Here is a 16,054-nt window from a genome sequence, read left to right as displayed (position 1 = left end):
TATGGCAAAGTTGTATGAAGGAAAATCTAAAATATGTTTTTCTACTGAAAATCAAAATGAATTAAAGGTCTATTTTAAAAATGATGTAACAGCATTTAATAGTTTAAAAAAAGCTACATATGCTTCCAAGGGATTGCTAACAGCCAAAATATCAAATCTTATATTTAAATATCTTCAGTTAAATGGTGTTAAAACACATTTAATAAAAGTTATTGATGATCAGAACATTCTAGTTAAGAAGTTAAAAATGTTTCAAGTTGAAATAATTATAAGAAATATTGCAGCTGGTAGTATAACAAAAAGATTAGGAATAAAAGAAGGTACAAGATTTGAAAGACCTATTTTTGAACTTTGTTATAAAAATGATGAGTTTGGAGATCCTTTAATTAATGATGATCATGCAATTATATTAAATTTAACAACAGAAGAGCAATTAGTCGAAATTAAAAACATAACATTAAAAATTAACTCATTATTACAAAATCTATTTAATAAACTAAATATAAAAGTAGTAGATTTTAAAATTGAACTTGGATTGGATGAATCTAATCATATTATTTTAGGAGATGAAATAAGTCCAGACACTTGTAGGTTTTGAGATGAAGATAATCGTAAGTTAGACAAAGATTGTTTTAGAGAAGATTTAGATGATGTAACTTCAATTTATCAAATTATTTTACAAAAGTTAGAAAGTTTAAACATTTAATATGAGTGAGATGTTAAAAGAAAAGTGTGGGGTATTTGGATGTTTTAATATTGATAATTCATCCTTAGTTAATTATTATGGTTTACATGCATTGCAACATAGAGGACAAGAAGGTTGCGGGATTTTAGGCTATGATGAAAAAAATAAATTTATTTTAAAAAAAGGCTTAGGATTAGTTTCTGAAAAGTTTAGAATTAATGATTTCAAAAATTGAAATACAATTAATTCAATAGGTCATGTTCTATATTCTACAACCGGAGGTTCGGTGGATTGCAATGTACAACCTTTCTTTTTTAACCTAAGTAAAGATAGCTTTGGATTAGCTCATAATGGAAACCTTACAAATGCTCATATAATAAAAAGTAAGTTTGAAGAAGAAGGTAGCATTTTTCAAGCAACAAGTGATTCTGAAATTCTTGCGCATTTAATCACAAAAAGCAAAGAGGAAACAAGAATAAACAAAATTAAAAACTCTCTTAATGTCATAAATGGTGCATTTGCTTTTTTATTACTTTTTGAAGATGAAATGTATGCAATAAGAGACAGAAATGGTTTAAGGCCATTATCAATTGCAAAACTTAATAATGGATATGTAGTATCATCTGAGACTTATGCTTTTGATGTAACAGGTGCAGAGTTTATAAGAGATGTAAATCCTGGAGAGATTATAAAAATAACAAAGAATGGTTTAGAAAGTTATTACTTTTCAAAAAATAATTTTAATACTGTTTGTTCAATGGAATATATTTATTTTTCTCATCCTAGTAGTACGATAAACGATATTAATGTTCATAATTTCAGAGTTAAGTCAGGAGAATTATTGGCTGAACAAGAAAATATTTATCTAGGTGATGTAGTTATTGGAGTTCCAGATTCATCAACTTCTGCAGCATTGGGTTATGCTAAAAAGTCTAACTTACCATTTGATATAGGTTTAATTAAAAATAAGTATTCAGGAAGAACTTTTATACAACCAACAACAGAACTTCGTGAAATTGGTGTGAGAAACAAGTTATCTGTCATTAAAGATGTTATTAATAATAAAAGAGTTATCTTAATTGATGATTCAATTGTTAGAGGAACAACATCTAAGTACATTGTTAAATTATTAAAAGACAATGGAGCAAAAGAGGTTCATCTAAGAGTAGCTTCACCACCAATAAAATATCCAAGTTACTATGGAATAGATATTTCAACATATAAAGAATTATTAGCTGCTAACATGTCCTTGGCTGAAATGAATAGTTATATTGGTTCTGATAGTTTATCGTTTTTAACATTAGATAATTTAAAAAAATTATTTAAACCAAATCAAGGATGTTTTGATATTTTTACAGGTGTGTATCCAGTTGATATATATGATTTAAATAAAGGAGTTTAAAATGAGCGAAAATTATAAAAAGTCTGGTGTAGACATACACAAAGGTTATGAAGTTGTAAATAGAATAAAAAAAATAGTAACAAATAAATTTGATGCTAATCTTTCAAGTAATATAGGTAACTTTGGTTGTGTATTTGATCTTTCTAAACTAAACTTAAAGAATCCTTTATTAGTTTCTGGAACAGATGGAGTTGGTACAAAACTACTACTTGCTATCGAATCAAACATTCACAATACTATTGGTGTTGATTTAGTTGCAATGTGTGTAAATGACATTATAACTTTAGGTGCAACACCTCTATACTTTCTAGATTATATTGCTGTTGATAAAATAAATGTTGAAATTATAGAGTCTATAATAACAGGTATCGTTGATGGTTGTTTACAAAGTGAATGTTCATTAATTGGGGGAGAAACTGCAGAAATGCAAGATATGTATATTAAAAATCATTATGATCTTGCAGGTTTTATAACAGGAGCCGTGGAAAAAGAAAAAATTATAGACTTTAAAAATGTTAAACCCGGAAATAAAATCATCGCTATTAGTTCATCTGGTATTCATTCTAATGGTTATTCATTAGTAAGAAAAATATTTTTTAAAGACAATAACTTTAAGTTTGACCATAAGTTTGAAGAGTTAGATTGTAGTTTAATAACAGAACTTATGAAGCCAACAAAAATTTATTCAAAACTAGTTAAAAACCTAATGCACTCTAATATTAAAATCAATGCTATGGCCAATATTACAGGTGGAGGATTAATTGAAAATATACCAAGAGCTTTACCTAAAGGATTGTGTGCTAATATTTTTAAAAGTAAATTAAGAATTAATCCTATTTTTAATTTAATGCAAAGAATTGGTAATATTGATGAAGATGAGATGTTTAACATTTTTAATATGGGAGTAGGTTTTGTGTTAATAGTAGATGAAGATACTCATTTAGACGTTGTAAAACTAATCAATAAAACAGATGAATATAATTCTTATTTAATTGGAGAAGTAACACAAAGTAATGAAAGTATTAGGTTAATAAATGGTTAATATCGCAATTTTTGCTTCAGGTAATGGTAGCAACTTTCAATCTATAGTTGACTCTTATAAACAAAATAAATTATTTGTAAATAAAATTATATTAATAACAAATCGTAAAAACTGTTATGCTTCGCAAAGAGCAATTGATAACAATATTAAAAATTATAATTTTTTATTAAGTAACTATAAAGATAAAAGAGAATATGAAGAAAGTATTTTGAAAGTTTTACAAAAGGAAAACATAAGTTACATATTCTTAGCTGGTTATATGACAATGATTACTGATATTTTAATTAATAAATTTAAAAATAAAATTATAAATATTCACCCATCATTGTTACCTAGTTTTAAAGGTAAAGACGCTGTGAGAGATGCATTAAATTATAAAGTATACTTAACAGGTTTTACAATTCATTATGTAAATGAAGAAATGGATTCTGGACAAATCATTTTTCAAAAAGAAGTAAAAGTATATAAAAATGATAATATTGACACTTTAAGATTAAGAATTCAAGAACAAGAACATATTTATTATTGGAAAATTATAAATAAAATAATTAAAGGAGAAGAAGTTTAATGAAGTATGCATTAATATCTGTATTTAATAAAAATAATTTAATAGAATTCGCTAATGAATTAATAAAATTAAATTACAAAATTATTAGTACCGGAGGTACTTATAACTATTTGTTAGAAAATAAAATTGAATCATTAAAAGTAGAAGAGCTTACTGGCTTTCCTGAAATACTTGATGGTAGAGTAAAAACATTGCACCCAAATTTATATGGTGGTATCTTATCAATAAGAAATAATAATATTCATAAAGAGCAAGTTCTTAAACATAAAATTAACTACATAGATATTATCGTTGTTGATCTTTATCCTTTTTTAAAAACTGTAAAGAATAAAAATAGCTCTCATGAAGACATTATTGAAAACATTGACATTGGTGGAGTTAGCTTATTGCGTGCAGGGGCTAAAAATTATAAAGATGTAATAACCATATCTGATATTAATGATTATGGTTTAATAATTTCTAAATTAAATAATAACTCTGTTGACGATAGTTTTAAATTAGAACTAGCACAAAAAGCCTTCTCACATACTTCATCGTATGATTCTTTAATAAATAATTACTTGTTTAAGAAATTAAATAAAGATTCACTTCCTGATATTTTAACATTATCTTACTCAAAAGTTGAAACTTTAAGGTATGGTGAAAACCCTCATCAAAAAGCGACTTTATATAAAGATGATTATTTTGAAGAGATATCATTAACAAATGCAGAACAACTTAATGGAAAGCAATTGTCATATAATAATTTATTAGATGCAAATAGCGCCATTAATATTGTAAAAGATTTAAATGATTTTACATGTATGGTTGGTATTAAACACTTGAATCCTTGTGGTGTTTCTATTAAAGGTAATGTTGAAGAGTTGTGAGATAAAGTTTTAGATAGTGATTCTATTTCAATCTTTGGTGGAATTGTTGCCACTAATCAAGTTATTAATAAAAATGTGGCAGAAAAAATGTCGAAAATATTTTTAGAAATTATAATAGCTCAAGATTTTGATAAAGAGGCATTAGAGATTTTAAGTAAGAAAAAGAACTTAAGATTACTTAAATTAGATTTTAAAAATAATAATATTAAAATAAATAAATACCAATACACTACAATTAACCAAGGTTTATTAGTTCAAGAAAAAGATTTATATAAACATAATATAAAAGATTGAAAAATAGTAACCAATAAAAAGTTAGATGAAAACGAAATGCTAGAAGCATACTTTGCTTATGTTGTAGTAAAACATGTTAAATCTAATGCCATTGCAATAACAAAACAATTCCAGACAATTGGTGTTGGTCCTGGTCAAATGAATAGAATAGGTTCTGCTAAAATTGCTCTTGAACAAGCTGGAAAAAAAGCAGAAGATGCTTTTCTATCTAGTGATGCATTTTTACCATTTAGTGATGTTGTAGAACTCGCGTCTAAATTTAAAATTAAAGCTATAATACAACCAGGGGGTTCATTAAAAGACCAAGAATCAATAGATATGGCAAATGAAAAAGGTATAGCTATGATATTTACTTCTGTAAGGCATTTTAAACATTAATGGAAAAACAAATAGTTTTAATACTTGGTAAAGGTGGTAGAGAACATGCTCTTGCAAGAAAGTGCAGTAAATCTCCACTATGTAAACAAGTTTATGTTATCCCCGGAAATGATGGAATGAAAAATTGTGCAACAGTAGTAAAAGATATTGATTATGAAAACCCTTTGAGTATTTTAAACTTTGCTATCCAAAATAAAGTAACTTTAACAATTGTTGGAGATGAGATGTTTCTTGAAAAAGGTGTTGTTGATCTTTTTGATAAAAACCAACTTAAGATTTTTGGTCCTACAAAAGAAGCCGCTAAAATAGAATCCTCAAAAATCTTTGCTAAAAATATTTTTGAAAAATATAATATTCCAACTGCAGACTTTATTGCAACTGATGATAAAGAAGTAGCTTTAAACTTTTTAAATCAAAATAAAAAATATCCAATTGTAATTAAAAATGATGGTTTAGCTAGTGGAAAAGGTGTATTTATAATTAATTCATTGATTGAGGCAAAGAATGTAATTAATAGTATTTTTGATGAAAATATCTTTAACAATGATAATTGTGGAGTTGTAATAGAGGAGTTTTTAGAAGGAAAAGAATTTAGTTTATTAGCAATTGTAAATAATAATTCATATTTAACATTACAACCAGCAAAAGATTATAAAAAAATATTTGATAACGATTTAGGAAGTAATACTGGTGGGATGGGTTGTTATACTCCTGTAGATTATGTAACTAAAGACATTATAAATTTTTGTAATAAAGAGATAATCGAAAAAACTATAAAAGCCCTTAAAAATGAAGGTATTAATTATAAAGGAGTACTTTATGCTGGATTAATGCTTACAAATAATAATGAAGTTAAAGTAATCGAGTTTAATAGTAGATTTGGTGATCCTGAAACTGAGGTATTAATGCCAGCTATGAAAAGTGATTTAGTAGAGGTAATATTAAACATTTTAGATGAGAATATATTAGAAGTTAATTGACATAATGAAAACTTTGTTGGTGTAACAATAGCTAGTGAAGGTTATCCTGGAGATTATAAAACAAATATAAAAATTGCAAATAAGAATAAATTGATTAATGACGAATTTATTTATCATATGGGAACCAAATACAATGAAAAAAATGACTTTTTTGAAAGTAATGGTGGACGAGTACTATTTATAGTGAATAAAGATATTAATAAATCAAGTTGCATTAATAATCTATATAAAAAGATAGAAGACTTTAATTTTAATAAATTTTATTATAGAAAAGATATAGGAAAATAAAAAAAAGAGTAAAATCAAATTGTAGTGGAGTTTTTTATGAAAAAAAGTTTTATAGTAGTAATATTTACATCAATAATGGTAAATTTATTTGTTACCGTTTTTGGTGCTACTTCAAATAACTTATATAATGAAAACCCAGTTAATGAAAGTATTAACTATATAAACTCCAAAACTAATGAAAAAAACTATAAATATATAGATAAAGAATATTATAGTAATAACCCAAAAAACTTAGTCTGAGCTGGAAAAGCTTTGCAATATTTCTTGTATAAACATTCTAATATTAATGATCTTGAATACATTAATAAATTAGTTAATAACTTAGGATATGATCAAGACAAAGGATTAGTCTTTAGAATGAATATTGTAGCAAGTACAGTTGTTGTTTCATTAGAAGGAATGACATCTTATAATAATTTTTTTTCTGAGTCTTTTATAAAATGGTTAACTGATTTAGATAGTCAAAAAAACTTTTCTTGAGAATTATTAAATTATTTTTTTATAAATATATATGATTCACTAAAATCTAAGGCTAGTGGTTTTTTTGATTTTAAAAAAATACAATCAATTATAAATGATGATTTTAAACAACATTCAGCAAATTTGATTTATGATTTAAAATCAGAAAAACTAAGTAATAGTCTAACATATCAAGATTTGTTATATAGTGATGATCTTTTTGGCATGATAAATTTTAATGATAATGATTATCCTTATTTACAAAATGCTCTTTTATCAGCAGCAAGTTTTTCTTCTAATAATAATGAATTAGGTTTATCTAGATCTTATATAAATTCTAAAAGCACAGCAGAATATAATTTAAATCATGTTTTCTGTAAAAATAATGATAGTTGCATTAACTATGATTCATTTAAAAAGTTTAATAATTATTATTATAAGAAAGCAAGTAATAAGTCAGTTTTAAGTTTTAAAAGTTTATTAACTGAAAATAAAAAGTTTGAATCATTTGATGAATTAGATACTTTTTATAAAAATCATACAAACAACAAGAGAAAATATCCTGGTTCTAATATAACATTGAGCATTTCCATCTCTGAACTTAGCAAACTTTATAATTGAACTGAAGAAAAAATAGATTATTTTAAAACCTCTATTTTAAATTGCTTCAATTGTATTTTTAAAATAACTAATATTGAAAATTGTAATGATTCTTTTGAATATGCAATATTAGGCATTATATTTTCCCAGGATAATCCCCTAAATATACAGTCTAATTATATGAATAATGAATATTCTGAAAGTTATACTGGTGTTTCATATATAAAAAGTAGATTTAATAGTATTTATGAATCAGTTGGTTATAGTTATTTAATAATATCTGGTGACAGTTTAAATAGATACTCAGATGACATAAATAATCATGATTTTAAAAATGGTATATATAGTGGTTCTAATATTTTTTCAAGCTTTTTTGATGGTTTTGGAAGAGTTTTAGGATTTTATCTTGGTAGAACAGAAGATGGCGCAAATTATTTAAGAAGCTCATTTGAAGAGTCTTCTTTTAAAATGAATAATTCAACTCTCTATAAAGGAAGTATTTTAGGATGAAATAAATCTTCTGGAGAGGCAGCAGAGAGTTTAACTAGAAGTATTCTATTAGCAATTTATTTATTTATAACATTTATTTGCTTAATAATAATTGTCATCATTTCTAGTTTCTTAATAGCTCATTTTATTAAAAAAGCAAAAAATAAAGATAAAACTGCATTTAAAAAATAGTTTGTTCATTATAAAATAAAATGCTACACATAATGTGTAGTTTTTTGCAAATTAATTTTTAAAAAATAGTTATATAAACCTATAAATATTATATAATCTAACTTGGTGAAAGAGGTGATAATCAATGAACATTCCGCTCGAAAATTCAGACGTACATTCCCGATGAAATGTTATTGATTATCTAACCTTACTTAGATAAATCAGTAACAATTTAATGTTTTATTAAATATTAGATTGGAGAGATTATGAAAAAAATAATTAAGACTAAAGTCAAAAAAGAAGTAACTCTCACAAACTATGTAAAATTAGATCATAAAGAATTATTGAAGAAAATAGATTCAAATCAATTTGGATTAAGTGAAAAACAAGTTGAAGAGAATAGATTAAAATATGGTGAAAATAAATTAAAACAAAAAAAACTAAATGTTTTTTTAACATTCATAAAATCTTTTTTAAGTCCTTTTAATATTATATTAATAATTATTGATGCTTTTAGTTTTTACTCATATGCAAGTGAAGATGGAGATAAGTTCGACTTAATAGGAGCTTTGCTAGTATTATTCATGATTGTATTAAGTGGTACTATTTATTTCGTTCAAGAAATACGTTCTCATTTAGTTATAAAAAAAATGCTTACTGAAAGTAGACAACAATCTAAAATTATTAGAGATGTTGATTTTAATTTCAAATCAGTTGATAATGCAAATTCAATTAAGCTAATTAAAGAAGCAGAACATATTGATAATGATGAAATTGTTTTTGGAGATTTAGTATACTTTTCAAATGGTGATCTAGTACCTGCTGACACTAGAATTATATGATCAAATAACCTATACTTAAATCAATCTTCACTTACTGGTGAATCATTTCCTATTCAAAAAAAGGACACACACAATTCTGATAAAAATGAGTATCTAGAATATGAAAATATTTGTTATACAGGTACTGAAGTTGTATCTGGTAGTGGTTTAGGAATTGTTGTTGCAACAGGTGAGAATACATATTTTTCACTTATTGATAAAAAGGTAAAAGAAAAGAGACCTAAAAGCTCTTTTGAAAAAGGAATCAAAAAAGTCATTTTCTTCCTTATAGCATTTATGTTAGCTGTTACTCCAATAGTTTTTATAGTTTATGGAGTAAGACCAGGTGATGTAGATAATAAATGATTTAATGCAACATTGTTTGCGATTGCTGTTGCAGTTGGTTTAACACCAGAAATGTTACCAATTATTGTAACTTCTAACCTTTCAAGAGGTTATTCAAAAATTAAAAAAAATAATGTAGTAGTTAAAAATTTAAATGCTGTACAAAATATAGGAGCAATTGATATATTATGTACTGATAAAACTGGAACAATTACAAGTGGTGAGATATCACTTGATAAAACATTAACATTTACAAATCAAAAGTCTGAAGAAACAATCGAGAAAATTTTATATTTAAATAGTTATTATCAATCTGGTTTTCAAAACCCTATTGATCAAGCTGTTTTATTAAGCAAAAAAATTAAAGTACCTAATTTAGATGGGTATGAAAAAGAATGAGAAGTTCCATTCGACTTCCAAAGAAAAATTTTATCTGTTATTTTAACAAAAAATGATCAAAAAGAAATTTTTACAAAGGGTGCTGTTGATGAAATCTTAAAAGTATGTAACCGTATTAACATCAATGGTGAAATTGTTGAAATTACAGATGAGCATAAAACTAAAATAATTGATAAGAGTCATGAGTTAAATCAAGAAGGTTTTAGAGTAATTGGAATTGCTCACAACGTTCTTGAAGATGAAGATATTGAAGATGATTTAGTATTTTATGGTTATGCTACATTCTATGATGAACCAAAAAAAACATCTAAAGAAATCATTAAAAAGTTAGAAATAAAAGGAATAACAACAAAAGTTCTAACAGGGGATAGTGAAATTATAACAAGATCAATTTGTAAAAATGTTGATTTTAAGATAACAAAATTATATACAGGAAAACAAATAGAAGAAATGGACCAAGAACAACTTGAAAAAGCTGTAAGAGAAGCAAATGTTTTTGTAAAACTTAGTCCAATACATAAAACAATAATAATTGAAACTTTAAAAAAATTAGGTCATGTTGTTGGTTTTATGGGTGATGGTATAAATGACGCACCTGTGTTAAGAGAATCAGATATTGCAATTTCATTTGCTGATGCATCAAACATTGCTCAAGAAGCAGCAGATATGATATTAATGGGTGAATCTTTAATGGCAATTGATTCAGCAGTTACAGAAGGAAGATATAGTCTTGCAAATATATTAAAATATATTAAAGTGACTATTGCTTCAAACTTTGGTAACGTTCTAAGTGTTTTAGTTGCGTTATTTTTAACAACAGTTGAACCTATGCAACCATTACATCTATTATTACAAAATTTATTATATGATATAGTAATGTTTGCTTTCATATTTGATAAAGTAGATCAAAAGTTTCTTGCTAAACCTAGACCATTTACAACTAAGAATATGATTTGGTTTGCTTTAATAAACGGTCCTGTTAGTTCAATATTTGATATATCTACATTCTTAGTATTATTGTATGGATTTACTAATAAGGTCGGTGTAATTCCTGGAATTAATGTTGATGATAATCTACTTTACAATAATTCAAAAGAGATGTTTAATGCAAGTTGGTTCCTAGTCGGGTTAATGACTCAAACAGCAGTTATGCAAATGTACAGAACTGAAAAAATACCATTCATACAATCAAGAGCTTCTTGACAAGTTAATGTATCAACAGTATTTGTTTGTTCAATGGCTATAATAGTTCCATATACACCAATTAATGAAACTGTTAAAATGGCTACACCACCATTAGAATTTATGCCTATTGGTATTGGTTTTGTTCTTGCATATATTTGTTTAGCACAAACAGTAAAATTAGGATACATAAAATTATTTAAAGAATGATTATAAAAAGGTTTAATACCTTTTTTTTATTTTATAATAGAATTATGATTAAAATGAATCAACTCAATAAAAAGCATGAAAGACAGTTTAGAATAAAAAACACACTCTATAATTGACGGAATATGTTTAATGAAAACTAAGCATTCTCATTAAAAAAAATCTTATAGTATAGAAGTCTAACTAAAACTCTTACACATAATTTATTATTTGTTTTATAGTAATTTACTTACAATTATTTATCATACTTTATTTAATATAAAATTATTTATAATTTAATACAAAATAAGTCATTTTAATTTACATTAATTAATCTTAATTACTTTAAGCAAACAATTAATAATAATTAATACAAAAGTCACTATATCCAACTTTAAAAAATCTAACACCTTTTGATTTTTCAATTAAACTTAGCCACCGTTTTTTTAATGCATTTTATTGGTTTTTTGCATCTATGATTAATTAAAGAATTAAGATTTATTACTCACGTGTGATAATTGCAAATTAATTAATGTAAACTTTAATTATGAAAGAAAATGAAAGAAACACACTTCTTATCTTATTAAATCTATGTTACGAACATTATTCGAAAAAAAACATAATGTTTTATGGTTCGGGCCTTTCTCTAAATTTTAATGTTATTGATTGGCGTGGTTTTATAAATAAATTATTAAAGGATTTAGAATGTTTTATTAGTAATGAAGAAATTTCAGATGAAAGCATTTCTCTATTAAATGACTTAAAAAGTTTAAAAACACGTCTTAATAATAAACAAATTGACATAATTTATGCTCTAGATTGACTATATTATTTTTTAAAAATTAATAAGGATGGATTAGATAATATAAAATATTACAAAATAGTCAAAAAATCCTATCTGAAATATTTTAAGTTTCAAAATAATACACAAAAACTAAATAACCTTAATATATTGAATTTGGTTCAAAAACTTAGTGAAAAAGTTATAACCACAAACTATGACGATATTCTTCTAATTAATAAAAGCGAACAAGAAAAAAACTTTATAACCAGTTTTTGAAGTAATGATACAAATTTTTTAGAAAGTGAGCAGTTTTACATATCATTGCACGGGAGCATAGTTGAGGAATATTTTAAGGAAAATAATAAATCGAATATTTGAGAAGCAGAAGGAAATACTTTCTCAATCATTGACTCTTTAACATCCTTTGTTAATTGTTATATGGTTGAAGAATCAAAAGTAAACATATTTTTAAAAAAGTTAATAAAGCGATTATTTAAAAAAGAAGAAAATCTAATTTTTTTTGGATATAGTTTTAATGATTATTTATTAGGTAAAAAGCTTATTGAAGAAGTGGATATGTATACTTATAAAAATAAACCCTTTGAAAAAAAATTCACTATTTTTCAGGACGATATTGACCATTATTTAAAAAATACTTATTTAAATAAAAGTTTAGGTTCTGATAGAAGTGTATCTCTTTTAGAGAGAGATTACATTGGTTATGTATTTTTCAGCGACATTATAGAATTAAAAAATGCAATATTTGATTCAGAAAGTATAAATCTCTTTAATGATAAGCTAACTCTAAAAAAATCTATAAATGGTAAACTTTTAAGTTTTGAAAAAAAAATAGAATCATATGATATAGTAGATAAAAATAAATTTTTATCTAACTTTTTAGACAATTTAAAAGAATTTGATGATTTAAAAAAACTTTTTTATAATAATATAATAGAAGATATATTTTGTATTATTGATAAAAATATGTACAAAGAAAAAATTAAACAATTATACCAATATATTAATAAAAATATAATTGATAATTTTTATAAAAAAATATATAAAGATACTTGCATTTACGAAATCTGCGATTATGATTATCTTGAGTTATTTTTCAAATACTCAATTAAAAAAGATGAAATAGATAAAAAAAATTATGCATTATTTTTATATTCAATAATAGAAGTTTATAAAATGGAATTAAACGAAAAAAATGAAGTTATAGAAGAATTCTTTAATCATATAGACTATATAGATTGTTTAAAAGAGCTTAATAATTATGCAATTAAATTTATTAAATTTAAAAAATTTATAGTAGATAATTATTCCGGTGTAAGCATTAAAATAAAAGAGTGAGGACAAAAAAAAGATGATCAGAACATTTAATAAAAAAATTATTAATCTTGTTTTGCAATTTCAATATGACATTGATGTTAACGATATTGAAAAAATATATAAACAAATTAACTTTATAAAAGAATGAAACAATAATTTTAATTTTATTGATAATACTGTGGGTTCTTTTGAAAATGAAGATAACCAAACCACATTTTTGTTGCTATACACATTTTTAAGGTATTGTAATAAAAATAAACAAAGTGAATTTTTAAGTGATAATCTTATCTTGGAACTTAAAACCAAATTTATATGATTGACACAAAAAAGCATTGATCAATTTTCAAGAAAAGAAGTTACGTTGAATTTGATACTAAACATGGGCCAAAATGAAGATATGATTATTGATAACAATTTTTTGTATCTAAATATAGATAACTTAAAAAAATTTAATTATAACGAAGAAATTTGTACTAAATTAATTGAATGTTTTATTAATTTAAAACAATATAAAAAATTAGTAACTTTTTGCAAAGAGGATTATAATTATAGTAATTGTCCTAGCAATTTAAATGATTTATTCGAAATTTTATTTTACCATTCATATAAAAAAAGTAAAAAATTAAAAGAGTTATTAATATTAAAAAAAGATGCATTTTATAGTAAGAGATTTTTTTATATTATTTTAGCCATTGATAGTACAGATGAAAACAAAAACATTTTTAATAACATTTTTAATAATAACACTGATAGGCAAACAATAAAGTATGATTTGATTTATCTAAATATAATTCTAAGTAAATTTGATATTAAAGAACTTGAAAGTTTTATAAAAAATGAATATGATCTGAATAATAAAATAAATGAAAATCTTATAACTAATTGAATAAGTATATTTATAACTATTTATGAGAAATATAATGGTGAAATAAAAGCATTTAAATCGCAATGGGTTGATAAGTTTTTAACAAATAAAAAAAATAAAAATAAATATTGTAGTGTATCAAAAATTTATAATAACGAATATGAATCGCCAAATCCATTTTTATTTACAAATCAAGTTACTTTTTTAAAGTCTGAAGAAACATATCAACAAACAAAACTAAATTATTTAAAAACCTACAATAATATTGAAAAGTACTTGTTTTTATTTGAAGATTTTGTCCGAATTTTAAAAAAAGATTTTTATTCTTTTCAGGATTTTATAAAATTAGTCTTGAATTTAAAAAAAACGGCATGAAATTTCTCGAATATTATTAATATAAATATTTTTGAAGAGGATATTGATCAACTTTTAAAATTTTTTAATTTCAATAAAAATTACTTAAAGGACTTAGAAAACTTTAATAATTTATTTATAGCTTTTTTTAAAAGTTTAGAGTCTGCTGAAAATTGCAAAAATAATTTAATTGAGTTCAATAAAAAATACAGAGATTTAAATAATAAACTCGAAATAAAAGATATAGAAACTTTTTGGAAGGAATTTAATAATTGTTTCAATTTAATAAATATTAAAAAGGAATTTAAAATATTCATTCTTGAACAAATTGGTTTTGAAGTTATTGAGGACACTATAAAAATTATTAAATACTCTGATTTTAAAAAATGAAACTTTTGTTTGAATAAACAATATAACGATTTAATTAGTAATATAAAATCTTTATTAGAAAATAACGATGAGCTTAACAAACTTGATATTATTAATCAAAATTTAAAATTATTTTCAATTCTTTCAAATGTAATTATACCTAATAATGTGTATGTACTAAATCATAGTTTATTATTCGATCAAAAAAAGAATTTTATTCAAAATTATTTTAAAAATCACATTAATGAAGATAAAAAAATTTTTTATATTTTATATTTTATTAAAACCGCGCTTCTCTTTAATTATAGATACATTTTATATAATTTTGAACATATAAAAAATGTTTTTAACATAAAAGAACTTTTTAATTATATTAAAACCAATTATAAAGAAGTTGTTACCATCAAAAGAGACTCCTTAAATAAGTTCGAATCAAGCGAATTAAAAATCGGTGTTGTAGATGAAATTGATTCAGTATATTTAACAGATACATTTATAAATTACTTTATGTTTTTTCAAGACCAAAAAGAAAGTTATAGCTTTTTTGAAAACGAATTTTATAATTTAAATAGAAATTATAAACACTCATTGATATTAATTAATAACATCAATTTTGATATAAACACATTCTTGAATTATGAAATTAAAAATGCAAATAATTTGTATGAAAATTGAAGCAAAATTTCACAGACATATCTAAAATTTGTAAAAATGCTAGTTTATGAAAAAAACATTGATGATGAAAAATCTTATTTTATTAACGCTCTTGAAAAAGATGAAATAAATAAATTTTATATACAAGAAGAAAAATATTACTTATATAATTGAGATGCATTAAAGAAAGCTGAGGCAAAACTGATATATTTAAATTGTTCAATAATATTTAATAAGGAAAACAGACTTTTTGAGCATTATAAAAGTAACTATAAAGAAGCAGTTAATATAATGGATTATCTTAAAAACAAGGAGAGATTTTATTTTTTTAAAAATCTAGATATTTGATCTAAAAAAATTAATAAATTAAAAGAAAGAATGCTTTTATTAAAATAACTTTTAAAAAAAGTTTTAATAATAACTTATTTGTAAATTTTATATGGAAAAATATAGATATAGATATTTTCTTTTAAAAATTTAAAATACATTACATAATTGATTTTATATAATCTTGCAGATTATTTTAGAAAATAGT

The 16,054-nt window shown here is 23.6% G+C and carries 10 protein-coding genes; all 10 read left to right on the top strand.

Going from position 1 to position 16,054, the window contains the following annotated elements; genetic code table 4:
* Position 1: 1 nt before the first annotated feature.
* The 10 genes from purC (at position 2) to STURON_RS05060 (ending at position 15,915) form a co-directional block, all read left to right on the top strand.
* On the top strand, positions 2-706 hold the full coding sequence (purC, locus tag STURON_RS05105; RefSeq protein WP_082236209.1) for a phosphoribosylaminoimidazolesuccinocarboxamide synthase: 705 nt from the start codon (positions 2-4) through the stop codon (positions 704-706).
* 1 nt (position 707) lies between these two features.
* On the top strand, positions 708-2,087 hold the full coding sequence (gene purF / locus STURON_RS05100; protein ID WP_075048795.1) for an amidophosphoribosyltransferase: 1,380 nt from the start codon (positions 708-710) through the stop codon (positions 2,085-2,087).
* A gap of 1 nt (position 2,088) precedes the next feature.
* Positions 2,089-3,129, top strand: a complete 1,041-nt coding sequence (gene purM / locus STURON_RS05095; protein WP_075048794.1) for a phosphoribosylformylglycinamidine cyclo-ligase — start codon at positions 2,089-2,091, stop codon at positions 3,127-3,129.
* Positions 3,122-3,697, top strand: coding sequence for a phosphoribosylglycinamide formyltransferase (purN, locus tag STURON_RS05090; RefSeq protein WP_075048793.1), 576 nt, complete (start codon positions 3,122-3,124; stop codon positions 3,695-3,697). Before purM ends, purN begins: the two co-directional genes overlap by 8 nt.
* Positions 3,697-5,238 (top strand): bifunctional phosphoribosylaminoimidazolecarboxamide formyltransferase/IMP cyclohydrolase, encoded by a 1,542-nt coding sequence (gene purH / locus STURON_RS05085; protein ID WP_075048792.1) that lies wholly within the window; start codon positions 3,697-3,699, stop codon positions 5,236-5,238. The genes purN and purH overlap by 1 nt, the downstream gene beginning before the upstream one ends.
* The gene (purD, locus tag STURON_RS05080; RefSeq protein WP_075048791.1) at positions 5,238-6,506 is read left to right on the top strand and encodes a phosphoribosylamine--glycine ligase; all 1,269 of its coding nucleotides are present in this window, start codon (positions 5,238-5,240) and stop codon (positions 6,504-6,506) included. The genes purH and purD overlap by 1 nt, the downstream gene beginning before the upstream one ends.
* 36 nt (positions 6,507-6,542) lie before the next feature.
* Positions 6,543-8,246, top strand: coding sequence for a hypothetical protein (locus tag STURON_RS05075; RefSeq protein WP_075048790.1), 1,704 nt, complete (start codon positions 6,543-6,545; stop codon positions 8,244-8,246).
* Between the two features lie 245 nt (positions 8,247-8,491).
* Positions 8,492-11,188, top strand: a complete 2,697-nt coding sequence (gene mgtA, locus STURON_RS05070; protein WP_075048789.1) for a magnesium-translocating P-type ATPase — start codon at positions 8,492-8,494, stop codon at positions 11,186-11,188.
* A 517-nt stretch (positions 11,189-11,705) separates the two neighbouring features.
* Positions 11,706-13,328, top strand: a complete 1,623-nt coding sequence (locus STURON_RS05065; RefSeq protein WP_075048788.1) for an SIR2 family protein — start codon at positions 11,706-11,708, stop codon at positions 13,326-13,328.
* Positions 13,312-15,915: a hypothetical protein gene (locus STURON_RS05060; protein ID WP_075048787.1), complete on the top strand. Its 2,604-nt coding sequence runs from the start codon at positions 13,312-13,314 to the stop codon at positions 15,913-15,915. The genes STURON_RS05065 and STURON_RS05060 overlap by 17 nt, the downstream gene beginning before the upstream one ends.
* Positions 15,916-16,054 lie beyond the last annotated feature (139 nt).

Source organism: Spiroplasma turonicum (assembly GCF_001262715.1).
Taxonomy (GTDB): domain Bacteria; phylum Bacillota_I; class Bacilli_A; order Mycoplasmatales; family Mycoplasmataceae; genus Spiroplasma_A; species Spiroplasma_A turonicum.
The sequence above is the reverse complement of the archived record's forward strand: the minus strand, read 5'-3'. Positions and strand labels throughout refer to the sequence as shown.